The organism is Lonepinella sp. BR2474 (genome assembly GCF_051851555.1).
Classification (GTDB): domain Bacteria; phylum Pseudomonadota; class Gammaproteobacteria; order Enterobacterales; family Pasteurellaceae; genus Lonepinella.
In genome coordinates, this window is the sequence record NZ_JBPDVH010000006.1 from 99,493 (window position 1) to 121,735 (window position 22,243).

Genomic DNA, 22,243 nt, shown 5'->3' on the forward strand with positions numbered 1-22,243 from the left:
GCAAATGAAAAAATTAATCTTAACTGGCCTTACTTGTGCCATGGCAAGCACCGCTTATGCCCAAATTGAAAGCGTAACAGCCGTCACAACACCCAATGGTTTAGGTCAACGAGTCACCCAAGCCGTGGTGAATTATCCAGAAAACACCTGTTTAACTGCGGTGCAAAAAACGGATTTTTCTGTTGAAAATCGAACCATTACTGACGTAACTTTACATGATGCAAAATGTGTCAATCAGCTTGTATTAGCACTGGATCCACAAGATGCAGATGCGGCCACGACGGAAAAATTAGGCAATGATCGCTCCGCCCCTTACACCGAACGTCACATCAGCTTAACCGTGAAACAAGTCAATTCATTAACCAGTCAATCTGGTCAAGTAAAACCGAGCGAATTAACCAGTAGCAAGGTGATTAATCAAGTGGTGGACGATTTCCAACAAGCGGAATTTAAAGATGAAAGCGGTGTGGTGGTGAAATATAATTTATTTGTACCAAAAAATTATGACCCGAAAAAAGCCTATCCGTTGGTGATGTTTATTCATGATGCTGGTTCCACCAACAGCAATGTGAAACATACTTTATTACAAGGCAATGGTGCCACGTCTTTTGCTCGTCCAGAATGGCAAGCAAAACATGAAGCCTTTGTCTTAGCACCGCAGTTTGATCATGCCATTGTGAATGATAAATCAGAAGATCCTGCCGATCTTGAACCAACGATTAATTTAATTAAATCCTTGGTAAAACAATACAATATCGACCCAAACCGCCTTTACACCACAGGGCAATCTGGTGGTGCCATGATGTCTATTGCCATGAACATCAAACACCCTGATTTCTTTGCAGCGAGTTATATTGTGGCAGGGCAGTGGGAACCGAGTGTTACCGCACCTATGGCGAAAAATAATATTTTTGTGTTAGTGTCAGAAAATGATGCCAAAGCCTTTCCAACGGAAAATGAAATCATGAAAGTGTTGGCAGAAAATGGGGCAACGGTGAAAGAAAGCCACGGTTGGAATGCACAAGCATCCGTGACGGAATTAAATGAAAAAGTAAATGCGTTGCTTGCCCAAGGTGGCAATATTCATTACGCCAGTTTCACTGGTGGCACTTTGCCAATGGAGCAAAACTCACAAAGCAAAGGGGCAGCCCACATGGGAACGTGGCAAGTGGCGTATAATTTAGACGCCATTAAGGAGTGGTTGTTTAGTCAGCGTAAGGCAAAATAGGAAAAAAGTGCGGTGTTTTTCACCGCACTATTTTTGGTAATTAAGAATTTTCGCTTTTTGTAATTCAAAAAAGATAAAGTTAAAAATACTCATTTAAGGTTTGACAAGCCCTGTCATGCCCACTTTGGCAAGCTTTGGTAAACCATTCTTTTGCTTTGCTCTTATTCGGGTTTACGCCATAACCATTATAGTACACTGCCCCAAGATTATATTGAGCATCACGCTGCCCTTGATTAGCAGCTTTAATCCATAAATCGACAGCTTTTGCATAATCTTGTTTTACTCCAAAGCCATTACTATAGAGTACCCCTAATTGGAACTGAGCATATTTCTCACCTTGATTTACCGCTTTGATATACCATTCTTTCGCTTTCACATAGTCTTGTTTTATTCCGTTTCCTTCTTGGTAAGCCAAACCAACCGCTGTTTGGCAGATCACATTGCCATTTTTGGCACAATCAATAGCATCGGAATAAGGGACTGATTCTGCATAACTTAGATGAACAATCCCCATGGCTAGTAGGGCAGGAATGATAAATTTAGACTTGTTTAACATAAGATTTTCCTTTTTATGATTGAATAAAAAATGCTACAATCATTCTTTTTTGCACAATTCAATATAGTTTAATCGGCTCGAATATTGAGCTTTTTCTTGGTGATAAAACAGTTTTAATTTAATTCGTAAGGCAACGCCTGCAATTGCAAACGTACTTCCGAGTTTGGCAAACGAAACACCTGTTCAGGCGTGATGTCATTGCTTAATACCACTTGCAACCATAAAACGCCGTCAATATTCACCGCATTTAAAATGGTGCCAGTGGCTCGCCAGCCACTTTCCAGTTGCATTTCAATTTCACCACCGATTTCAGGCGTGAAATCCGTATCGGCTTTAAAGGCAAACATAGCCCGTTTATTAGCCCCCCGATATTTGGCTCGAGCAATGGTTTCTTGACCAATATAACAGCCTTTTTGGAACGAGATAGCCTGTTCCAAGGCTTGTAAATTCACCGCTTGCGGAATAAATTCCCCTTGGGTTTTATCAGTGAGCAAGGGATAGCCTTGTTGAATATCGGCGAGTTGCCATTGGGTAAAATCAGCATTAATTTGCACCGAACTTTCAGGATTAATAAATATTTCCCGGTTGGCAAAGGCGACGCTAATTTGTGCCGAAATGTCGTTATCTTCGTTAATCAAGCCGATAATCTCGGCATTTACTATGGTAAAGGTAACTTTAGAAAATACCGCATATTTTTTTAATTGCGCAAGGCCAATTTCCACCAAAGAATGGTGCATAACAGCATAAAATTGTGTCTCTGCCACCCGAATTAAACGGAACACCGACATGATTTTCCCTTTGGGATCGCAATGTGCGGTGATGGTGCTATCACCAACGGCTAATTTGCTGATATCACAGGTAAGTTGCCCTTGTAAATATTTTTCTGCGTCTACGCCAGTAATATCCAGCAGACGATAAGGTTCAAGCGAAATAACAGCCATAACGTCCCCCTATTCCAAATTCTGAATTTGTTCACGCATTTGCTCAATTAATACTTTGAGTTCCACCGCTGACGCCGTGGTTTCCGCATTAATAGATTTAGATGCGAGCGTGTTGGATTCACGGTTCAGTTCTTGCATCATAAAATCTAATTTACGCCCGACTGCCCCGCCTTTTTTCAAAATAGAATGGGTTTCTTTGATGTGCATTTGCAAGCGATCCAATTCTTCCGCCACATCCACACGCTGTGCCAACAAAATCATTTCTTGTTCTAAACGGGTGGGATCGGGTTGAAGTTGGATTTCGTCAAAACGTTGCAATAAGCGATCTCGCTGCCATTGCAAAATCTCCGGCATTTTCGACCGCACTTTATCGGCCTCCACGCCAATGGCTTGCAAACGTTGCTCAATCACCTCTTTAAGTTTATCGCCCTCACGACCACGCATGGCAATAAAGTCTTGCAATAGTTGATCAAAACCCGTCAATAAATCTTGGCTAATCACATCCACATCTTGCTCAGGCGTTTCGACCACACCGGGGTAACGCAACACGTCAGTGAGATTAATCTCGCCCTCACCCGCTTGAGTTTTAATCCATTTCAAGGATTGAATCACTTGTTCAGCCAGAGCTTGATTTAAGTTTAGGCTGGTGGCCGTTTGTTTTTTGCTATCAATTCGCAAACTACATTCAATTTTGCCTCGGGTGAGATTTTGGCGAAGTTTTTCACGCAAGGTGTTTTCTAAGCCTCGAAATTGTTCAGGCAAACGGAAGAAATTTTCTAAATAACGTTGGTTCACTGAGCGGATTTCCCACACAGCGTCGCCCCAGTCTTTTTTGATTTCAATTCGGGCGAAAGCGGTCATGCTGTAAATCATATTTTTATCCTTTGTGATATCTATTTACCGTTCTTATTCTAACGTTAAATTTCGTTTCTGTCATTTTGCGTGCTAAAATAACCGCACTTTTTTTGAATAAGGAATTTATTATGCGTCCAGACAACCGTGCCAATCACGCCCCACGCCCCATTAAAATGACTCGCCATTACACCAAACACGCCGAAGGATCGGTGCTGGTGGAATTTGGTGAAACCAAAGTCATTTGTACGGCCAGTGTAGATGAATCCGTCCCTCGTTTTTTAAAAGGACAAGGCCAAGGTTGGGTGACGGCAGAATACGGCATGTTACCTCGTTCTACTCATAGCCGTATGCAACGTGAGTCTGCCAAAGGCAAGCAAAGTGGTCGCACCATGGAAATTCAGCGTTTAATTGCTCGTTCATTGCGTGCGGTGATCGATTTAACAGCATTAGGTGAGCGGACGATTACGTTAGATTGTGATGTGATTCAAGCCGACGGGGGCACACGTACCGCCTCGATTACAGGGGCTTGTGTGGCATTAATTGATGCGGTGAATGGATTGATTGCCAAGGGCGTATTAAAAACCAATCCTATCAAAGGGTTAGTCTCAGCGATTTCCGTTGGCATTGTGAACGGTGACGCTGTATGTGATTTAGAATATGTGGAAGATTCTAATGCCGAAACGGACATGAATGTGGTGATGATGGAAGATGGGCGAATGATAGAAGTGCAAGGCACAGCAGAGGGCGAGCCATTTTCCCACGACGAACTGTTGACGTTGTTAGCACTCGCTAAACAGGGTTGTGAACAGATTTTTGTGGCACAAAGAGCAGCGTTAAATAGATAATAACTGTAGGGGCGTATTGCATACGCCCTATATATGACGGAGCGTGATTTGGGCGTATGCAATACGCCCCTACAATATAATTTCGAATAATGGTAGATCAAAATGCAAGATTACAAACAACAATTTATCCAATTTGCTTTAAGTCGCAATGTGTTACGTTTCGGTGAATTTACCTTAAAATCCGGCAGAAAAAGCCCATATTTTTTTAATGCAGGTTTATTTAATACCGGAGCCGATCTCGCCAAATTAGGCGAGTTTTACGCCAAAGCCATTGTGGCAAGTGGCTTAAATTATGATGTGATTTTCGGACCAGCGTACAAAGGCATTCCCATTGGTACAACGGTTTCGGTGGCGTTATTTAATCAATTCGGCTTAGATAAACCAGTGTGCTTTAACCGTAAAGAGGCTAAAGATCACGGTGAGGGCGGAAATCTAATCGGCTCCCCATTACAAGGCAAAGTGTTGTTGGTAGATGATGTCATTACAGCGGGAACCGCCATTCGAGAGGCCATGGATATTATTGCGGCTAACGGGGCAAGTTTAAGTGCGGTGGTGATTGCATTAAACCGTAAGGAAAAAGGCAAAGGCGAATTGTCGGCGATTCAAGAAGTAGAACGAGATTATCAATGTGATGTGTTGTCGATTGTGGATTTAGATGATTTGATGATGTTTATTGAAAATGATCCAGAATATCGCCAGTATTTGCCTGCAATGCGAGCGTATCGTGAACAGTTCGGGGTATAAGCTAAAATACACATTTGGGATAAAATGGAATGCCTAGAAAAGCGTTGACTTTTCTAGGCATTTGTTTATTTGATTTCGACTTGTAACGGTTTCGTAATATCGATAGCGGAAATATCATTGCCGCCTTTTAAAGGATGCAATTTTTTCATTAAAGCATCATCTCTTTTATCGGCTTTATCTGAAAATAGATCGTAATTTGGATCAAGTTTTGCATTAGAAATGCCGATCCAATTTGCAATGCCATTGGTAAAATTTAATGGCGATTTGTAGGCTTTAATGTAAGTCTGTTCCACGTCATCTGACGAAAGTTTGAATAAAGGGATTTCGTAGTGATGGGGTTCTAGATTAGCATTATTTAACAAAATACTTCCTTTTTCATCTTTTATATGGGAAAGCCCATGATCAGAAAAATAAGTAATAGAAAATTTTCTACCTGTTTTTATTTCATTTTCAGTGAGTTTAGTATAGACTGACTTTATAAACTCATCTGTTTTCTTAATAGATGAAATATAACAATTCAGATACCAGTAATTTTTATCTATCTTATTATCATTAAATATTTTTTTGTAATCTGTGAGTCTACCACAAGCCCCAACGTGTGAACCGTATAAGTGTAATACTATAAAACGTTTTTGTTTTTCCGGTTGGTTAAGCACTTTTTGTAATTCTGGCAATAATAGAAAGTCACTGGTATTTTTATCCGAATATTGTCCATTTTTCAGAAATTTTTGATGATGACTTCTTTTTCCAATGGCAGCAATGGGGGTATCATATTTTCCTAACCCACCTTGATTGGATATCCAATAAGTGTCAATCTCTGCTGAGTTGATTAGATCAACGAGATTTAAATTATAGTTCTCATCGCCAGTTTCTTTATTTGAATTGGTCAAGATTCTTTTGAGTGAAGGGACAGTATTTAATCCTGCAGGCTCAAATCCATCTACAATAACCGCTTTTGAACTGGATATAAATGGCGTATTATTAATTGGATAACCATAAACATAATGATAATCCTTTCTCGCACTTTCTCCTATAATCAGCACATAATCATCATATTTTGATTTATCTGTTAATGTTGTTTCACCCCATTCATTTTTAATACCAATATTATTTAATCTATCTAATTCAACTTTTACTTTTTGATATTCCGTATTAGTTACTTTGAAAAAATCAAATACAGGAGTATTAAATAACATTGTAATTGTTAAACAGGACAAAAATAATTTATTTTTATGTAATGCAATGTGGAATTTTTGGCTGATATATCTAAAGAGCAAAAGCAATATAGGAATAGCGATCGCATATAAATAACTTTTATAGGAAATACTTAATAAAAATTCTTTACTTTCTGAAACATCTGTTGCGAATACGGAGGCAATATAAGCATAGGTTGGTTTTCCAAAATTTAATCCAACGGGTGTATATAACGCATAGATAAGAATAAAGGGGAATAGCACAAAATAAAATATTTTCTTTGAACTATTTAAAATAATAATTAGACAGGATAATAAGATAATATTAAACAATGGCGGTTTGGGAAATAAACCAGAGCCACGTAACACTAATTTTGAGAGTGTCAATATAATAGTAATTGAAATAAGTGCAAAGATAAATTTTTTCAGATTTTGTAAAGAAAAGCTAGACTTTAGTTTACGAAATACCGATACTGTTGGCTGTTGGCTGTTGGCTGTTGGCTGTTGGCTGTTGGCTGTTGGTTAGCATAATTATTTCCTTAATATAAATTAATATTCCCATTCATCCGGCTCAATCCCCAATTCACGCATAATTGCTTTGGCGTGTTCTGGGATTTCATTATTGTGATCTTTCAGTAAATCTTCGTCAGTGGGTAATGGTTGTCCAGTAAAAGCGTGTAGAAAGGCCTCGCACAATAATTCGCTGTTAGTGGCATGACGTAGGTTTTTAATTTGGCGACGAGTGCGTTCATTGGTTAAAATTTCCAATACTTTAATCGGAATAGATACCGTGATTTTTTTAACTTGCTCGCTTTTTTTACCGTGTTCTGCATAAGGGCTGATGTACTTGCCGTTCCAGTTCGCCATAATCTGTCCTATATTCCTTTAGAAATTAAGGGTATTTTAATCAAAAAGTCAGGGAATAACAATCTACTATTTTTTCTGACACTTCGGGCAGAAGAAACTATTTCGCTGCCCAATCACTAAACTGTCAATTTTTGCACCGCAGTTTGGACAGTTTTTCCCCGCCTTGCCATAAATTTGAAGTTCTTGAGCAAAATAACCGGGTTTGCCATCAGGTTGCAGAAAGTCTTTTAGCGTGGTACCACCTTGTTCAATGGCACGTAGTAGCTCTTTTTTAATGGTCGTCACTAGCAATTCGGCTTGTTTTTTTGTAATTGTGCTAGCTAATTTTTGCGGATGAAGTCCACATTGAAATAACACTTCGTTGGCATAAATATTGCCAACGCCGACCACAACCGCATTATCCATCAGAAAGATTTTAAGTGCGGTGGATTTTTTGCGAGATTTTTTAAACAAATAATCGGCAGTAAATTGATCGGAAAGCGGTTCAGGCCCGAGTTTCATAAAAAGATAAAACTCATCTAAATTATCCGTCCAAAGCCATGCCCCAAAACGACGTGGATCGTTATAACGCATAATTTTGCCGTTGTTTATCACCATATCCAGATGATCGTGTTTTTCTATCGGATCATTTTTTTGCACAATACGAACTGATCCTGACATACCTAAATGCCCAATAATAAAGCCTTTTTCCGTGTGAATAATTAGGTATTTAGCACGGCGTGAAAGTGCGGTGATTTTTACTTGAGAAAGTTGACCGAGTTCAGGCGAAATTGGCCAGCGTAATTTGGGTTGGCGAACAATGATTTTTTCAATAGTAAAACCAGTCAGGTAAGGAGCAATACCATTTTTAGCGGTTTCCACTTCGGGTAATTCGGGCATATTGTTTTCCTTTTACCCTCACCCTAGCCCTCTCCCAAAGGGAGAGGGGACAATTTTAGATGAACAAAAATAAAATTCTTTAAACTATTCCCTCTCCCTTTGGGAGAGGGCTAGGGTGAGGGTGTGAGGGTTATAAAAAAACCCGAACAAGTCGGGTTTTTGATTCTGTAAAAACGAAATTATTTGATTTTCGCTTCTTTATAAACAACGTGTTTACGCACCACTGGATCAAATTTTTTGATTTCCATTTTTTCAGGCATATTACGTTTGTTTTTTGTTGTTGTGTAGAAATGACCAGTTTCAGCGGTTGAAACTAATTTAATTTTCTCACGAGCACCTTTAGCTGCCATGTTTTAGCTCCTTAGATTTTCTCGCCACGAGCACGGATTTCAGCTAATACTGCATCAATGCCTTTTTTATCAATAATACGCATACCTTTCGCTGTTAAGCGTAAAGTCACGAAACGGTTTTCACTCTCAACCCAAAAACGGTGAGTGTGTAAGTTTGGTAGAAAACGACGACGAGTCGCATTCAATGCGTGCGAGCGGTTGTTACCAACGGCTGGACGCTTGCCTGTTACTTGACAGACTCTAGACATAATAAAACTCCAATAATTAAATATAAGCTCGAGCTTACGGTTCGGATACAATTTCAAGGAAAGCCTTGATAGCTACCTCGTCAGGTCGCTCGTTACCGACCCGCTTACTATATTAAAGGCTGTGAATTATACTCACATAATTCGACTTTCTCAAGGAAAAAATACATTTTCTGTAAAAAAGACGTAAGATTTTGCCCTCATGGCAGACATGATCCTATAAAATGCACTTTTCTGCAAAGGAAAAATAGCCGCCTTTGCCAATAATAAAATGATCCAACACTTGAATATCCATTAATTTGGCGGCTTGTTGAATTTCTGCGGTAATTAATCGATCGGAATGGCTCGGTTCTGCCAAACCTGATGGGTGATTATGTGCCAAAATAAGGGCCGCAGCATTGCAATATAAGGCGGTTTTAATGATTTCTCGGGGATGAATACTGGCGGATCGGACGCTACCGAAAAACATGTCTTCTTGTTTGATTAAGCGATGTTGCCCATCAAGAAAAAGGACTAAAAAAACTTCTCGTTCATATTGTTCCATTTCCGCTTGTAAATAGAGGCGAACGGTTTCAGACTCGTTGAACGTATGGGAAAATTGCATTTCCTGCAATAAATAGCGTTTGGTCATTTCGGTGCAGGCTTGTAGTTGGATAAATTGGGTAATGCCAATGCCTTTGAATGCACAAAATTGTTGTTGAGAGGCAGAAATGAGGCCTCGTAATGATCCAAAATGTTGAATTACCGCATGGGAAAGTTGTGTAACGGGGCAACCTTTGATACCCGTGCGTAAAAAAATCGCCAACAATTCTGCGTCGCTTAAAGCGGTTGCGCCAAATTGGAGTAATTTTTCTCGAGGCATTAAAACAGCGTTTTCCATTTATCATTCCTAAAAATGGGGTTTATTTGCACCGCACTTTGCAATTATTTTGATGAGAAAGCGAGAAATTTTGTTCAATTTTGGAATGCAGATCACAAAATACAGTTTTTTATTTGCGGAAATTGAAGTAGAATGGGCGTCTAATGATGTGAAAGGGGACTAACAATGACAACATTGCAAAATAAACGTATTGTAATGGGAATAACAGGCGGTATTGCTGCTTATAAAACCATTGAATTGATTCGTTTATTGCGTAAAGTTGGGGCCGAAGTCAGAGTGGTTCTTACGCCAGCAGCCGCAGAATTTGTTACCCCGCTAACTTTGCAAGCCATTTCTGGTAATCCTGTGTCGCAATCGTTACTGGATCCGCAAGCCGAATTAGCCATGGGGCATATTGAATTAGCCAAATGGGCGGAACTAGTTGTGATTGTTCCTGCCAGTGCGGATTTTATCGCTCGACTGAATGTGGGCATGGCCAATGATTTGCTTGCTACCCTTTGTTTAGCCACATCCGCCCCGATTTTATTGGCGCCCGCCATGAATCAGCGTATGTATGCGCAATCTGTCACTCAACAAAATATTCACGCTTTACGCCAACGTGGTATGCAGTTTATTGGCCCCAATGCGGGCGAACAGGCTTGTGGCGATGTGGGCTATGGACGGATGTCGGAACCCCATGAAATTTTCACGGCGATTGAAAACCATTTTACTGTTTCGCAAGATTTAGTCGGGTTGAATGTGGTGATTACTGCAGGCCCAACCCAAGAGGCCATTGATCCCGTGCGTTATATTAGTAATCACAGCTCAGGCAAAATGGGCTTTGCATTGGCCGAGTCCTTTGTTCAACGAGGGGCCAATGTCACGTTAATTAGTGGTCCTGTGAATCTGCCAACGCCCGCCAAGGTGAAACGCCTTGATGTGCTGTCTGCTCAACAAATGTGGCAAGTCGCCCTTGAAAGTGCGGTGAAAAATCACCTTTTTATTGCTTGCGCTGCAGTGGCGGATTATCGTGTTGCTGAGATTGCTGAACAGAAGATTAAAAAGTCTGGCGATGAAATGCAACTTCGCTTAATTAAAAATCCAGATATTGTGTCGGATGTGGGGCATTTAACCGAACATCGCCCGTTTACCGTGGGGTTTGCGGCGGAAACGCAGCAAGTCGCCCAGTATGCACAGGATAAATTAGTGCGTAAAAAATTAGATATGATTTGTGCCAATGATGTGTCAAACGGACAAGTTTTTGGTCAAGATAACAATGCGTTAACCTTGTATTGGGCCACGGGTTCCATCGCCTTGCCAGAAACGAGTAAAGCGCAATTAGCACAACAAGTCGTCAACAAAATCATTGAGAGATACCATGCAAAATAAGAAAAAAATTGATGTAAAAATTTTAGACAGCCGAATTGGCCAAGATTTTCCATTACCCACCTATGCCACTTCGGGATCTGCGGGTTTAGATTTACGTGCGTTGTTAGAACAAAGCATCGAAATTCAACCGGGTGAAACCAAACTGATTCCAACAGGTTTGTCCATTTATATTGCCGATCCAAATTTAGCCGCAGTGATTTTGCCACGTTCTGGCTTAGGCCATAAACATGGGATTGTCTTGGGTAATTTAGTCGGTTTGATCGACAGCGATTATCAAGGGCCGTTAATGGTTTCCATGTGGAATCGAGGCGATCAACCGTTTAAAATTGAAGTGGGTGATCGCATTGCGCAACTCGTGTTTGTGCCAGTGGTGCAAGCGGAATTTAATCTTGTAGAAGACTTCATTCAAACTGACCGAGGCCTAGGTGGTTTTGGACATTCAGGTAAGCAATAATGGTAGAACAGTTGGAAATTGCCGATCTTGAACCCGTTGTGGTGGAGCAATCGGCACCCAAAATTGAAAAACGCAGCGTTAAAGAGCGGCGCCAACAAGTATTAGCGGTGTTGGCCAGCATGTTACATTCTGAACGAGGCATGGAACGCATGACCACAGCACGCCTTGCAGAGGCGGTGGGCGTGTCGGAGGCTGCATTATATCGTTATTTTCCGAGTAAAACGAAAATGTTCGAGGCGTTGATTGAGAACATTGAACAGAATTTATTTATCCGTATTTCGCAATCCACTAAATTGGAAACGAACACGCTGAATCGTGTGCGTGATATTTTACAGATGATCTTAGATTTTGCGCGTAAAAATCCTGGTATGACACGCGTGTTAACTGGTCATGCACTGATGTTTGAAGATGCCCAATTACAGGCGCGTGTTGCACAATTTTTTGACCGTCTTGAATTGCAATTTGTGAATATTTTACAAATGCGGAAATTGCGCGAGGGGCGTGTTTTTGCGGTAGATGAACGTACTATCGCAAGCTATTTAGTGACCTTTTGCGAGGGGCAATTTATGCGTTATGTACGGACCAATTTTCGCCGTAGCGTCAATCAAAGTTTTGAACAGCAATGGCAATTAATCGAGCCATTATTCGCTTAGGATATTGGCATGATTATTCCTTGGCAAGAGATTGAAGAAGACACGCTGATTAATCTCGTCGAAAGTTTTATTTTGCGAGAAGGCACTGATTACGGGATTGAAGAATTATCGCTCGCACAAAAAACAGAAAATTTACTCGATCAAATTCGACAAGAAAAAGTGGTCATTGTTTGGTCAGAGTTACATGAAACCATTGATATTAAAAATAAAAAGGATTTTCTGCGTTAGGTTTGTTTATCTCAAGGCACGGCAGGGGAGATAGCAAAGCCTAGCAGCGATTAGGACAAAGAGGTTATTTATGTCAGAACAAGTAGTACAGCAAGTTGAACCCCAACAAGAAAAGAAAATTACTCACCGCATGGATCCCACCATTGAGTGGTTTGTTTCCCATTGCCATATTCATAAATACACCATGAAAACCACCATGATTCATGCGGGAGAAAAAGCCGAAACCTTATACTATTTAATCCGAGGTTCAGCCTCTGTATCAACCAAAGACGAAGACGGCAAAGAAATGTTGTTGACCTATTTAAGCTCAGGGGATTTTTTTGGCGAGGCGGGATTATTTAAAGAAGATGAAGTACGCTCTGCTTGGATCCGTGCTAAAACGACGTGTGAAGTGGCGGAAATTTCCTATAAAAAATTCCGTCAGTTGGTGCAAGTTAACCCTGAAGTGTTGATGATTTTGGCAGGACAAATTGCCAAACGTTTAAGAACCACCTCACAACAAGTGAAAAATTTAGCGTTTTTAGACGTTACGGGTCGCATTGCACAAACCCTGTTAAATCTTGCCAAAATGCCGGAGGCTATGACGCACCCCGAGGGCATGCAAATTAAAATTACCCGCCAAGAAATCGGCCAAATGGTCGGTTGTTCAAGGGAAACCGTAGGGCGGATTTTGAAAATGTTAGAAGATGAGCATTTGATTAGTGCGCATGGTAAAACCATCGTGGTGTATGGTGAACACATACAGTGATTTAAGATAGCTTAGAAGTGCGGTGTTTTTCACCGCATTTTTTTATAGATCATCGGCTAAAATCTGATATATTAACTCAAGTATTTTAATTGAGGATCTTCACATGAAAAAAGACGAAGTTGGACATAATTTTTTAGCTCGTTTAGGTAAAACCCGCTTACGCCCAGGTGGCAAAAAAGCTACCGATTGGTTGATTGCCAATGGCGATTTTGATGCGAATAAAAAAGTGCTTGAAGTGGCTTGTAATATGGGGACCACCGCTATTGGATTGGCCAAACAATTTGGTTGCCAAATTGAGGGCGTGGATTTAGACGAAGTGGCCTTGGAAAAAGCTCAAAAGAATATTGAGGCCAATGGCTTACAGGATAAAATCCACGTGCAACGTGCCAATGCCATGAAGTTACCTTTTGAAGATAATACCTTTGATATTGTGATTAACGAGGCCATGCTCACCATGTTGCCGGTGCAAGCGAAAATGAAAGCGGTAGAAGAATATTTTCGTGTGCTTAAGCCGAATGGATTTTTATTAACCCATGATGTCATGCTGACGACTACCGAGGCCGAACCTGTTATTAAGCAGTTGCGAGAGGCGATTAATATTACTGTCACACCACTGACCCGTGAGGATTGGACGCAATTATTTAAAGACAGCGGTTTCCGCAATGTGGACAGTTTCCATGGTGACATGAGTTTGTTATCCCCGAAAGGCATGATTCATGATGAGGGCTTATTGGGGGCATTACGCATTGTGTCGAATGCCATGAAGTCAGAAAATCGGGAAACCTTTAAAAAAATGTTCAAAGTGTTTAACGATCCAGAAAAGAAACTGAATTTTATTGCGGTATGTAGCCAAAAATAAACCGATTTTCGGCAAAAATGCCAAAAAGATCGAAAAGTGCGGTGAATTTCACCGCACTTTTTTGTATGATAGTCCGTAGTGATGTTAAGCGAGCGCTATTATGCTCGGTTTTTTTTATATGATTGATGATGGGGGAAATGATGGCGGCAGCAGAAAGTGCCAATCAATTAGTTCAGGTCGTGGTGTTATTGAGCGCAGCTGTGTTGGCGGTGCCTTTATTTAAACGGCTAGGATTAGGCTCTGTACTCGGTTATTTGGCCGCAGGGCTGGCGATAGGCCCTTTTGGTTTACAGTTATTTAGCGATCCCAATTCGATTATTCACGTAGCAGAACTGGGCGTGGTGATGTTCCTGTTTATTATCGGCTTAGAAATGAAACCCTCCCATCTATGGGGCTTACGCCGCCAAATCTTTTGCTTAGGCACGTTACAAGTCAGCCTGTGTGGGGCGTTGCTGATGTTGGTGGGAATTTACTTATTAGATTTCGCTTGGCAAACGGCCTTTGTGATTGGCGCAGGGTTTGTGCTAAATTCCACCGCAATCATTATGCAGGTCCTCGCCGAACGTGGTCAAATGAGCAGCCAAAGTGGCCAGAAAATGATTTCCATTTTGTTGTTTGAAGATCTTTTAATTGTGCCAATCTTGGCGATTGTGGCATTTTTATCCCCGATTGATAAACACGTCAGCAAGCCACTGTGGGAAAATCTGGCGATTGGCACGGGTTCCCTTACCATGTTAGTGGTCGCTGGCGTGTGGCTGTTGAACCCTTTGTTCCGCATTCTCGCTCGCACCAAATTACGTGAAATGATGACCGCTGCTGCCTTGCTTGTGGTGTTAGGCGCCGCCCTATTAATGGAGGCCAGTGGACTGTCTGCCGCCATGGGGGCTTTTATTGCGGGCGTGTTATTATCTAACTCCAGTTTTCGCCATCAACTTGAAGCCGATATTGAACCCTTTCGTGGCCTATTATTAGGGCTGTTCTTCTTGGGCGTCGGCATGTCGTTAGATTTAGACTTGGTGTTGCATAATTTTGGCTTTATTTTATTGAGTGTGGTTGCCTTGATGTCGGTAAACGGCCTCGGTATTTATCTCGCTGCACGTTTCACCCGAAGTAGCAATGCGGTGGCATTGGAACGTGCTTTTATTATGGCTTTAGGCGGTGAATTTGCTTTCGTGGTATTTGCTGCTGCCGCCAACCAACATGTTATCACCCCAGAGCAACAGGCCAATGGCGTGGCTATTGTGGTGTTGTCTATGGTGTTAAGTCCGCTATTGATTTTGTGGCATAAGAAATATATAGAGCCTCGCTTTATCGGTTCGCAAGAAGAACGGGAGCATGATCAGATTGATGAAAAACACCCGATTATTTTGGTCGGATTCGGTCGAGTCGGGCAAGTGGTCAACAGCATGTTAACCATGTCAGGCTATGCGGTCACTGTGATTGATCGTGATGAAGAAATTATTTCGGGCATGCGAAAATTGGGCATTAAGGCCTATTATGGCAATGCCGAACGCCCCGAGATTTTGCACCATGCTGGCATTGAGAATGCGGAAATGTTGATTGTGACCTCGGGCAATCGAGAAAAAGCCTCACACGTGGTGGAATTGGCACGCAAAATGAACCCGACGATTCGCATTTTGGCTCGAGCGAATGACCTGTTCCATGTGTACGAACTCTATCAACAAGGCGCTGATCGCCAAATCCGTGAAGTCTTTGATTCCGCCGTGCGTATCGGCCGTTATGCGCTAGAAGAATTAGGCGTGGAGGAAGAAAAAGCCCGAGAAATCAGCGATTGCTATTACCACCGTGATCGCCACCGTACTCGTTTAATGGCTGAAGTTTATGATCCGAGCTTTAAACATAAATTCCAAAATAAAGAAATGGTCAAAATTACCTTGGAACACGATCAAGAAACCATGGTGGAAATTCAGCAGATTTTGCAACGGGAAGAATAGCGAAAAAAGAGAAAAAAATCACCGCAGTTTAGGCGTTTAACAGGCTGATGTTTCCCGCACTCACCCCAAAACTGCGGTATTTTTCTACTTGCATTTGAGCCAGTTGATCGGCGGTGATGGCGGTAATAAACACTTGTGATTGGCTTTGTTGTAAGCGTTGGGCTAATAATGATCGCTTAATTTCATCCAACTCCGAGGCAAAATCATCAATCAGGAAAATACAATGGCGGTTTTTCTGTTGCATTAAATGCTCGCCTTGTGCCAATCGCAAGGCACACATCAATAATTTTAGTTGGCCACGAGAAAGCACATCTTCCACCGGCAAGCCGTTTGCTTTGAAACGAAAATCCGCTTTTTGCGGGCCGGAAACGGTGTAACCGATTTGCTTATCTCGGGCAAAATTCTCGCTTAATGTCTCAGCATAATCCTTGTCTTTTTCCCAACCTTGATGAAAACTCAGTTGAATGTCCAATTCTGGCAGAAATAATTGGCAAGTTTGTTCAATGGCGGGGGTTAAGGCTTGGGCGTATTCGGCTCGCCATTGGGTCACTTGATGGGCAAGTTTTGATAGTTCAATGTCCCAAATCTTTAAGGCTTGATAGTTGTAGGTTTGTTGCAACGCCGCATTGCGTTGTTTAAGTAACCGATTTAAGGCTGACCAAGCTGCATGAAAACTCGCTTGGTGGTGGAACAAGCCCCAATCTAAAAACGCTCGGCGATAGCTTGGTCCGCCATTTAACAGGGTTAAGCCCTCGGGCGTGATAATCTGCATGGGCAATAAATGGGCCAGATCGGCAATTTTATTGCCATCTTCACCGTTAATTTTGACAATGGTATTGCCCTCTTTGCGCTGCTTTTGTAACCCTACTGACCATTGATGTTGCTGTTCTTGGATGCGCCCGTGTAAGGTGAAATGCGGTTGATCGTAACGGATAATGCGTGTGGTGACATTGCTTTTGAACGAGCGCCCATGCCCTAAATAAAACAGGCTTTCCAATAAGTTGGTTTTGCCACTGCCATTATTGCCGATCAAAAAGTTAAAGCCGTGGTCAAATTCCAGATCCACGGCGCTAAAATTACGAAAGTTTTCAATAATCAGACGAGAGATAGCCATAAAGTGCGGTCTATTTTTCCGGCCTTTTTACAGCCGCATTGGCATAATCACGTATTCGGCTTGGCTGTTTTCGCAATCTTCGATTAAACAGCTTGATGAGGCATCAATTAACCGCATGCGCACCCGTTTACATTTCAACGCATTCAATACGTCTAAAATATAGCTCGCATTGAATCCCACTTCCATCTCCTCGCTTTGATAGGACACGTCTAAGATTTCTTCCACTTCTTCGTGTTCTGGATTGGAGGCCAAAATGCGTAATTGATTTTCGCTTAGTTGTAAGCGCACGGTGCGAACCCGTTCTGTCGACAAAATGGCGGCACGCACAAAAGACTGTTTTAAGGCCTCCCAATCGCCCTCTAAAATACGATCCGCATTGCGTGGCAACACACGGCGGTAATCAGGGAAACGGCCATCAATTAATTTGGTGGTGAAGATCACGTTGCCTAATTGTACCCGTAAATTATTGGTGCCAATTTGCAAATGGGCGGGTTCTTCGCTATTTGGTTCAAGTAATTTGGCCAGTTCTTGCACACCTTTACGTGGCACAATCACGGCATGATTTTGCAGTTCTTGCTCCAAAGGAATGGTGCAAACCGCTAAACGATGGCCGTCAGTAGATACGGTGCGCAACAAATTACCCTCGGTTTCCAATTTCATGCCGTTTAAGGCATAACGGGCGTCATTGTTGGCCATGGAAAATTGGGTAGCATCAATTAAACGGCGCACAATGCTTTGGGTTACGGTAAATTCCACTTCCGATTGCCAGTTGGTTAAATTCGGGTATTCCTCAGCGGGGAACGTGGTTAAATTAAATTTACTGCGTCCAGAACGGACTAACGCACGATCTTCTTCAAAATCCACGGTAATGGTTGCGCCCTCTGGCAAACTGCGACAAATGTCTAAGAATTTTCGGGCGGGAATGGTGAAATCGCCCTCCGCCTGATGTTGTAGAACCGCTTGCGTGGACAGCTCCACTTCAAGATCCGTCCCCGTAATGGTGAGGCGGTTGCCGTTAATTTGCAACAACACATTGTTCAACACCGGAATATTCGGTCGATTACTTAACACACCACAAACTTGTTGCAATGGTTTTAATAACTCTTCTCGTGAAATAATCAGTTGCATAGTGATTCTCCCTTTTTTAGGCCGATAACGTGCGGTTTAAATTGACCCAATCTTCTTCAATATTGCTGTCGGTTTCCCGTAATTCAACAGTTTTACGACAGGCATGTAATACAGTTGTGTGATCTCGATCACCAAAGGCTTTGCCGATTTCTGGCAAACTTCGGTTGGTTAATTCTTTGGCTAACGCCATGGCTAATTGGCGTGGTCGAGCGACCGAACGTGCACGATTCTTGGATTTTAAATCCGACACTTTAATGCGGTAATATTCCGCCACCACTTTTTGAATATTTTCAATGGTGACCAATTTTTCTTGTAACGCCAAAATATCTTTCAAGGTTTCTTCGGCAAAATCTCGGGTGATCGGTTTGCCAGTAAATTCGGCATAGGCTTGCACTCGGTTTAAGGCGCCCTCTAAATCACGCACATTGGTGCGTAATCTTTCCGCAATAAAAAATGCCACTTCTTCGGGTAAATTAAGTTTTTTCTCCTCGGCTTTTTTCAGCAAAATCGCAATACGCGTTTCCAATTCAGGCGGTTGAATTTGTAAAGTCAGCCCAACACCAAAGCGAGAGGTTAAGCGTTCGGTAAAGTTCTCAATGCCTTTCGGTAAACGATCAGAGGTTAAAATAATTTGTCGACCGCCCTCAAATAAAGAGTTAAAGGTGTGGAAAAATTCTTCTTGCGTGCCGCTTTTGCCTGCGAAAAATTGAATATCATCAATTAATAATACATCTAAAGAGCGGTAAAATTTCTTAAATTGTTCTAATCGTTCCGTTTTTAAGGCTTTTACCATTTCTTGCACATAGCGTTCGGAATGAATATACACAATGCGAGTGTTAGGGTTATCCGCCAAAATAGCATTGCCGATAGCGTGCAATAAGTGGGTTTTGCCCAAGCCTGTACTGCCGTATAAAAATAACGGATTGGTTAAGGAATCCCCCGGCTGTTTGGACACCTTTAAACCCGCTGAACGGGCTAATTGATTGGATTTACCGCCAACAAAATTTTCAAATACATAATGCGGATTTAAATTAGAGCGAAAACCGCCTTGTTCAGAAACACCAGCATTTTCCACCGCACTTTGTGCCGAACCATGGGCATTTGCCGTCTGCGATTTAGGTGTCGGGCGTGAACCCTCTTGTAATTTCACCACTAACTGCGCATTTTGGCTTAACTGTTGCATAAGCGGGATAATTTTTTCCATATAATGGCTTTCCACCCAATTTTTAATAAACACATTGGAGGCATATAAAGTGATGGAATTATCCTGATTGATATCCGCTTGTAACGGACGCAACCACATATTAAAGTCATTGGAGGAAATTTGATCCTGTAATTGCAAAAGGCATTGTGGCCATAAAGTGGATAAGTCGGTTTTCATTTTTGTTTTAATATCAGTTAATTATATTCTAATGCTAAGATGCTAGCGGAAAAGTGCGGTTCAAATTAGCTTAATTCTACAATAAAAACGCACAAAGATCTTCATAAAAGGATCAAAAAAATTGCTTGAGATTTTTATGAAAATCCGTATAATTTGCCTACTCTTTTTTAGGGGCTTTTTATAGCGAGAAATCAAGTAGTTGCAGAAATAAAGCAGACAATGGATGCAACTTTAACCAAGCGTGACTTGATTTCCATTTGACGAACGCTGATTTTATGAGTAAAATCTCGTTCCTTATTTTAGATAACTTTGAACAACCTTGTTTTCAAGTAATTTGTGTTTTGTTCGCTTTTGCTACGCATTTGTGAATAAAGCGATCAATAACCATTTTTGATTTAGGTAAATTTTAATATGAAACGTACATTTCAACCTTCTGTATTAAAACGTAGTCGTACGCACGGTTTCCGTTCACGTATGGCAACGAAAAACGGCCGTCAAGTTTTAGCCCGTCGTCGTGCTAAAGGTCGTAAAAGTTTATCAGCTTAATTCTGACGCTATTGCGTGATTAAGCTAAACTTTTCTAGGGAGTTACGTTTGTTAACTCCCGAACATTTCAAATACGTCTTTCAAGAGCCGCTACGTGCCTCTGCACCTGAAATCACCATTCTTGCTCGCAAAAATAGCTTACAACATCCCCGTTTAGGTCTGGCTGTGCCAAAAAAACATTTGAAACGTGCCCATGATCGTAATCGGATTAAACGTTTAAGCCGTGAAAGTTTTCGTTTGTTGCAACATAGCTTACCAGATTATGATTTTGTGATTGTGGCCAAAGCAGGCATTGGCAAATTGGATAACCCAACCTTAACCCACACTTTGGATAAATTATGGCAGCGTCACATTCGTTTGGCGAAAAAATTCTCATCAAACTGATTCGTGTTTATCAAATCGTGATCAGTCCGCTGTTTGGGCCCCGCTGTCGTTTTGTGCCAACCTGTTCTTGCTATGGCATTGAGGCAATAAAAACGCACGGCGCTGCAAAAGGGGGTTGGCTTACGCTCAAACGTATATTAAAATGTCATCCTTTACATGCTGGTGGATTCGATCCTGTTCCACCAAAAAATGATAACAATAACCATAACCATAAAGAGAACAACTGATGAATTCTAGTCGTAGCTTATTAGCCCTTGCTCTATTGTTTATTTCGTTCCTTGTTTACCAACAATGGGAAATCGACAAAGCACCTAAACCTGTGGCCCAACAAACCACCGTTTCTGCCGTATCGCATGATACGCCTAGCAGTGCCACTGCCTCATCTTCTACTGTGGATGTGGCCGTTCAAGGTCGTGTGATCAGCTTAACCAATGACGTATTCAGCTTAAAAGTGGATACGCTGGGCGGTGATGTGGTGGCCAGTAGCCTATTGGATTATGCCGCCGAATTAAATAGCCAAGATCGTTTAGTGTTGTTAGAAAATAATGCCAACAAAACCTATGTCGCACAAAGTGGCTTAGTGGGGAAAAATGGTATTGACAGTGCAGCGGGCCGTGCAGCTTACCAAGTGGAGGGGGATAACTTCACTTTAGCCGAGGGGCAAAATGAATTGCGTGTGCCATTAACCTTTGAGCAAAATGGCGTGATCTATCGTAAAGTATTCGTATTAAAACGTGGCGAATATGATGTGGAAGTGAATTATGACATTCAAAATAACAGCGACAGTGCGATTGAAGTACAACCTTATGGCCAGTTAAAACACACTTTAGTGGAAAATTCAGGCAATATGGCCATGCCAACGTATACTGGCGGTGCTTATTCTTCTTCTGAAACTAACTATAAAAAATACAGCTTTGAAGAAATGGGTAAAAACAATCTTGCAATTAACACCAAAGCGGGTTGGGTTGCTGTGTTACAACATTACTTCGTCTCCGCTTGGATCCCAAATCAAGATGCGGATAATCAGCTTTACACCAGCACCAATAATGGCATGGGCTTTATCGGTTATCGTGGTCCAGTGGTCACTATCCCTGCGGGCGCAAGCAATACCATTACGAGTAAACTTTGGACTGGTCCAAAATTACAAAATAAAATGGGCGACGTAGCCAATCACCTTGACTTAACCGTAGACTACGGTTGGGCGTGGTTTATTGCGAAACCATTGTTTAAATTACTCACCTTTATTCAAAGTATTGTGGTGAACTGGGGCGTGGCCATTATGTGCGTAACCCTTATTGTAAAAGGCTTGTTATATCCGCTTACCAAAGCACAATACACCTCCATGGCAAAAATGCGTATGTTGCAACCGAAAATGCAAGAAATGCGTGAACGTTTTGGCGACGATCGTCAACGTATGAGCCAAGAAATGATGAAATTGTATAAAGAAGAAAAAGTAAACCCAATGGGCGGTTGCTTACCGATTCTTGTACAAATGCCAATTTTCATTGCTTTATACTGGACCTTTATGGAGGCGGTAGAACTCCGCCATGCACCATTCTTCGGTTGGATTCAAGACTTATCGGCACAAGATCCGTATTACATTTTGCCATTGTTAATGGGTGCCTCCATGTTCCTATTACAAAAAATGTCGCCAACCCCAGTGGCCGATCCAATGCAGCAAAAAGTGATGACCTTTATGCCAGTGATCTTCACCGTATTCTTCCTCTGGTTCCCATCAGGCTTGGTGTTATATTGGTTAGTATCAAACTTGATCACCATTGCGCAACAACAGTTGATTTATCGTGGATTAGAGAAAAAAGGGTTACATTCTCGTAAGTAATC

The 22,243-nt window shown here is 41.7% G+C and carries 26 protein-coding genes; 14 read left to right on the forward strand and 12 right to left on the reverse strand.

All coding sequences use genetic code 11. The features are described from left to right. Positions 1 to 4 precede the first annotated feature (4 nt). The gene (locus ACTG7Q_RS08405; RefSeq protein ID WP_439242792.1) at positions 5 to 1,228 is read left to right on the forward strand and encodes a prolyl oligopeptidase family serine peptidase; all 1,224 of its coding nucleotides are present in this window, start codon (positions 5 to 7) and stop codon (positions 1,226 to 1,228) included. 79 nt (positions 1,229 to 1,307) lie between these two features. On the opposite strand, the gene ACTG7Q_RS08410 is transcribed toward ACTG7Q_RS08405, so the two are convergent. From ACTG7Q_RS08410 to ACTG7Q_RS08420, 3 genes are all read right to left on the reverse strand, one after another. Continuing rightward, complete coding sequence (locus ACTG7Q_RS08410; RefSeq protein ID WP_439242794.1) at positions 1,308 to 1,784, reverse strand: tetratricopeptide repeat protein; 477 nt, start codon at positions 1,782 to 1,784, stop codon at positions 1,308 to 1,310. Between the two features lie 113 nt (positions 1,785 to 1,897). Continuing rightward, positions 1,898 to 2,725 (reverse strand): CAF17-like 4Fe-4S cluster assembly/insertion protein YgfZ, encoded by an 828-nt coding sequence (gene ygfZ, locus ACTG7Q_RS08415; RefSeq protein ID WP_439242796.1) that lies wholly within the window; start codon positions 2,723 to 2,725, stop codon positions 1,898 to 1,900. Between the two features lie 9 nt (positions 2,726 to 2,734). After that, complete coding sequence (locus ACTG7Q_RS08420) at positions 2,735 to 3,598, reverse strand: YicC/YloC family endoribonuclease (protein WP_439242798.1); 864 nt, start codon at positions 3,596 to 3,598, stop codon at positions 2,735 to 2,737. Positions 3,599 to 3,708: 110 nt separating this feature from the next. Here ACTG7Q_RS08420 and rph point away from each other — a divergent pair, with 110 nt between their 5' ends. Both rph and pyrE read left to right on the forward strand, forming a co-directional pair. Continuing rightward, the gene (gene rph / locus ACTG7Q_RS08425) at positions 3,709 to 4,425 is read left to right on the forward strand and encodes a ribonuclease PH (RefSeq protein WP_439242800.1); all 717 of its coding nucleotides are present in this window, start codon (positions 3,709 to 3,711) and stop codon (positions 4,423 to 4,425) included. Between the two features lie 102 nt (positions 4,426 to 4,527). Next, positions 4,528 to 5,169, forward strand: coding sequence for an orotate phosphoribosyltransferase (pyrE, locus tag ACTG7Q_RS08430; protein WP_439242802.1), 642 nt, complete (start codon positions 4,528 to 4,530; stop codon positions 5,167 to 5,169). Between the two features lie 65 nt (positions 5,170 to 5,234). Here pyrE and ACTG7Q_RS08435 read toward each other — a convergent pair whose 3' ends face one another. From ACTG7Q_RS08435 to radC, 6 genes are all read right to left on the reverse strand, one after another. Continuing rightward, the gene (locus ACTG7Q_RS08435; RefSeq protein ID WP_439242804.1) at positions 5,235 to 6,626 is read right to left on the reverse strand and encodes a phosphoethanolamine transferase; all 1,392 of its coding nucleotides are present in this window, start codon (positions 6,624 to 6,626) and stop codon (positions 5,235 to 5,237) included. A gap of 285 nt (positions 6,627 to 6,911) precedes the next feature. Then, entirely contained in the window at positions 6,912 to 7,229 is a 318-nt protein-coding gene (gene metJ, locus ACTG7Q_RS08440; protein ID WP_439242806.1) for a met regulon transcriptional regulator MetJ, read from the reverse strand. 66 nt (positions 7,230 to 7,295) lie between these two features. Then, entirely contained in the window at positions 7,296 to 8,108 is an 813-nt protein-coding gene (gene mutM, locus ACTG7Q_RS08445) for a bifunctional DNA-formamidopyrimidine glycosylase/DNA-(apurinic or apyrimidinic site) lyase (RefSeq protein ID WP_439242808.1), read from the reverse strand. 179 nt (positions 8,109 to 8,287) lie between these two features. Then, positions 8,288 to 8,458, reverse strand: a complete 171-nt coding sequence (rpmG, locus tag ACTG7Q_RS08450; protein ID WP_077464092.1) for a 50S ribosomal protein L33 — start codon at positions 8,456 to 8,458, stop codon at positions 8,288 to 8,290. Between the two features lie 11 nt (positions 8,459 to 8,469). Then, entirely contained in the window at positions 8,470 to 8,706 is a 237-nt protein-coding gene (gene rpmB, locus ACTG7Q_RS08455; RefSeq protein WP_005599762.1) for a 50S ribosomal protein L28, read from the reverse strand. A gap of 214 nt (positions 8,707 to 8,920) precedes the next feature. Further along, positions 8,921 to 9,583 (reverse strand): RadC family protein, encoded by a 663-nt coding sequence (gene radC / locus ACTG7Q_RS08460; protein WP_439242810.1) that lies wholly within the window; start codon positions 9,581 to 9,583, stop codon positions 8,921 to 8,923. 165 nt (positions 9,584 to 9,748) lie between these two features. On the opposite strand from radC, the gene coaBC reads away from it, so the two are divergent. From coaBC to ACTG7Q_RS08495, 7 genes are all read left to right on the forward strand, one after another. Beyond that, the gene (gene coaBC, locus ACTG7Q_RS08465; protein WP_439242811.1) at positions 9,749 to 10,951 is read left to right on the forward strand and encodes a bifunctional phosphopantothenoylcysteine decarboxylase/phosphopantothenate--cysteine ligase CoaBC; all 1,203 of its coding nucleotides are present in this window, start codon (positions 9,749 to 9,751) and stop codon (positions 10,949 to 10,951) included. Then, complete coding sequence (gene dut, locus ACTG7Q_RS08470) at positions 10,941 to 11,405, forward strand: dUTP diphosphatase (RefSeq protein WP_439242813.1); 465 nt, start codon at positions 10,941 to 10,943, stop codon at positions 11,403 to 11,405. Before coaBC ends, dut begins: the two co-directional genes overlap by 11 nt. Next, positions 11,402 to 12,058 (forward strand): nucleoid occlusion factor SlmA, encoded by a 657-nt coding sequence (slmA, locus tag ACTG7Q_RS08475; protein ID WP_439242865.1) that lies wholly within the window; start codon positions 11,402 to 11,404, stop codon positions 12,056 to 12,058. The genes dut and slmA overlap by 4 nt, the downstream gene beginning before the upstream one ends. A gap of 9 nt (positions 12,059 to 12,067) precedes the next feature. Next, on the forward strand, positions 12,068 to 12,286 hold the full coding sequence (locus tag ACTG7Q_RS08480) for a YheU family protein (protein ID WP_439242815.1): 219 nt from the start codon (positions 12,068 to 12,070) through the stop codon (positions 12,284 to 12,286). A gap of 70 nt (positions 12,287 to 12,356) precedes the next feature. Next, positions 12,357 to 13,034 (forward strand): cAMP-activated global transcriptional regulator CRP, encoded by a 678-nt coding sequence (crp, locus tag ACTG7Q_RS08485; RefSeq protein ID WP_439242817.1) that lies wholly within the window; start codon positions 12,357 to 12,359, stop codon positions 13,032 to 13,034. Between the two features lie 103 nt (positions 13,035 to 13,137). Continuing rightward, positions 13,138 to 13,893: a class I SAM-dependent methyltransferase gene (locus tag ACTG7Q_RS08490; protein WP_439242819.1), complete on the forward strand. Its 756-nt coding sequence runs from the start codon at positions 13,138 to 13,140 to the stop codon at positions 13,891 to 13,893. Positions 13,894 to 14,033: 140 nt separating this feature from the next. Beyond that, positions 14,034 to 15,848, forward strand: coding sequence for a monovalent cation:proton antiporter-2 (CPA2) family protein (locus tag ACTG7Q_RS08495; protein ID WP_439242821.1), 1,815 nt, complete (start codon positions 14,034 to 14,036; stop codon positions 15,846 to 15,848). Between the two features lie 28 nt (positions 15,849 to 15,876). Here ACTG7Q_RS08495 and recF read toward each other — a convergent pair whose 3' ends face one another. The 3 genes from recF to dnaA are packed head-to-tail and all read right to left on the reverse strand — an operon-like array spanning position 15,877 to position 19,471. Next, the gene (gene recF, locus ACTG7Q_RS08500) at positions 15,877 to 16,962 is read right to left on the reverse strand and encodes a DNA replication/repair protein RecF (RefSeq protein WP_439242823.1); all 1,086 of its coding nucleotides are present in this window, start codon (positions 16,960 to 16,962) and stop codon (positions 15,877 to 15,879) included. A 27-nt stretch (positions 16,963 to 16,989) separates the two neighbouring features. Then, complete coding sequence (gene dnaN, locus ACTG7Q_RS08505; RefSeq protein ID WP_439242825.1) at positions 16,990 to 18,090, reverse strand: DNA polymerase III subunit beta; 1,101 nt, start codon at positions 18,088 to 18,090, stop codon at positions 16,990 to 16,992. Positions 18,091 to 18,106: 16 nt separating this feature from the next. Continuing rightward, on the reverse strand, positions 18,107 to 19,471 hold the full coding sequence (gene dnaA, locus ACTG7Q_RS08510) for a chromosomal replication initiator protein DnaA (RefSeq protein WP_439242827.1): 1,365 nt from the start codon (positions 19,469 to 19,471) through the stop codon (positions 18,107 to 18,109). A 411-nt stretch (positions 19,472 to 19,882) separates the two neighbouring features. Between dnaA and rpmH the strand changes: the two genes are divergently transcribed. From rpmH to yidC, 4 genes are read left to right on the forward strand one after another with little or no spacing between them, the layout of a single operon-like run. Beyond that, positions 19,883 to 20,017, forward strand: a complete 135-nt coding sequence (rpmH, locus tag ACTG7Q_RS08515; RefSeq protein ID WP_439242829.1) for a 50S ribosomal protein L34 — start codon at positions 19,883 to 19,885, stop codon at positions 20,015 to 20,017. Positions 20,018 to 20,032: 15 nt separating this feature from the next. Beyond that, a complete protein-coding gene (gene rnpA / locus ACTG7Q_RS08520) occupies positions 20,033 to 20,401 on the forward strand; it encodes a ribonuclease P protein component (RefSeq protein WP_439242831.1) in 369 nt (122 codons plus the stop codon). Next, positions 20,356 to 20,628 (forward strand): membrane protein insertion efficiency factor YidD, encoded by a 273-nt coding sequence (gene yidD / locus ACTG7Q_RS08525; protein ID WP_439242833.1) that lies wholly within the window; start codon positions 20,356 to 20,358, stop codon positions 20,626 to 20,628. Before rnpA ends, yidD begins: the two co-directional genes overlap by 46 nt. Next, entirely contained in the window at positions 20,628 to 22,241 is a 1,614-nt protein-coding gene (yidC, locus tag ACTG7Q_RS08530; RefSeq protein WP_439242835.1) for a membrane protein insertase YidC, read from the forward strand. The genes yidD and yidC overlap by 1 nt, the downstream gene beginning before the upstream one ends. Positions 22,242 to 22,243: the final 2 nt, after the last annotated feature.

Coding starts and splice junctions, on each gene's coding strand:
- ACTG7Q_RS08405 (WP_439242792.1), top strand. CDS start 5: ATGAAAAAATTAATCTTAACTGGCCTTACTTGTGCCATGGCAAGCACC.
- ACTG7Q_RS08410 (WP_439242794.1), bottom strand. CDS start 1,784: ATGTTAAACAAGTCTAAATTTATCATTCCTGCCCTACTAGCCATGGGG.
- ygfZ (WP_439242796.1), bottom strand. CDS start 2,725: ATGGCTGTTATTTCGCTTGAACCTTATCGTCTGCTGGATATTACTGGC.
- ACTG7Q_RS08420 (WP_439242798.1), bottom strand. CDS start 3,598: ATGATTTACAGCATGACCGCTTTCGCCCGAATTGAAATCAAAAAAGAC.
- rph (WP_439242800.1), top strand. CDS start 3,709: ATGCGTCCAGACAACCGTGCCAATCACGCCCCACGCCCCATTAAAATG.
- pyrE (WP_439242802.1), top strand. CDS start 4,528: ATGCAAGATTACAAACAACAATTTATCCAATTTGCTTTAAGTCGCAAT.
- metJ (WP_439242806.1), bottom strand. CDS start 7,229: ATGGCGAACTGGAACGGCAAGTACATCAGCCCTTATGCAGAACACGGT.
- mutM (WP_439242808.1), bottom strand. CDS start 8,108: ATGCCCGAATTACCCGAAGTGGAAACCGCTAAAAATGGTATTGCTCCT.
- rpmG (WP_077464092.1), bottom strand. CDS start 8,458: ATGGCAGCTAAAGGTGCTCGTGAGAAAATTAAATTAGTTTCAACCGCT.
- rpmB (WP_005599762.1), bottom strand. CDS start 8,706: ATGTCTAGAGTCTGTCAAGTAACAGGCAAGCGTCCAGCCGTTGGTAAC.
- radC (WP_439242810.1), bottom strand. CDS start 9,583: ATGGAAAACGCTGTTTTAATGCCTCGAGAAAAATTACTCCAATTTGGC.
- coaBC (WP_439242811.1), top strand. CDS start 9,749: ATGACAACATTGCAAAATAAACGTATTGTAATGGGAATAACAGGCGGT.
- dut (WP_439242813.1), top strand. CDS start 10,941: ATGCAAAATAAGAAAAAAATTGATGTAAAAATTTTAGACAGCCGAATT.
- ACTG7Q_RS08480 (WP_439242815.1), top strand. CDS start 12,068: ATGATTATTCCTTGGCAAGAGATTGAAGAAGACACGCTGATTAATCTC.
- crp (WP_439242817.1), top strand. CDS start 12,357: ATGTCAGAACAAGTAGTACAGCAAGTTGAACCCCAACAAGAAAAGAAA.
- ACTG7Q_RS08490 (WP_439242819.1), top strand. CDS start 13,138: ATGAAAAAAGACGAAGTTGGACATAATTTTTTAGCTCGTTTAGGTAAA.
- ACTG7Q_RS08495 (WP_439242821.1), top strand. CDS start 14,034: ATGGCGGCAGCAGAAAGTGCCAATCAATTAGTTCAGGTCGTGGTGTTA.
- recF (WP_439242823.1), bottom strand. CDS start 16,962: ATGGCTATCTCTCGTCTGATTATTGAAAACTTTCGTAATTTTAGCGCC.
- dnaN (WP_439242825.1), bottom strand. CDS start 18,090: ATGCAACTGATTATTTCACGAGAAGAGTTATTAAAACCATTGCAACAA.
- dnaA (WP_439242827.1), bottom strand. CDS start 19,471: ATGAAAACCGACTTATCCACTTTATGGCCACAATGCCTTTTGCAATTA.
- rpmH (WP_439242829.1), top strand. CDS start 19,883: ATGAAACGTACATTTCAACCTTCTGTATTAAAACGTAGTCGTACGCAC.
- yidD (WP_439242833.1), top strand. CDS start 20,356: ATGGCAGCGTCACATTCGTTTGGCGAAAAAATTCTCATCAAACTGATT.
- yidC (WP_439242835.1), top strand. CDS start 20,628: ATGAATTCTAGTCGTAGCTTATTAGCCCTTGCTCTATTGTTTATTTCG.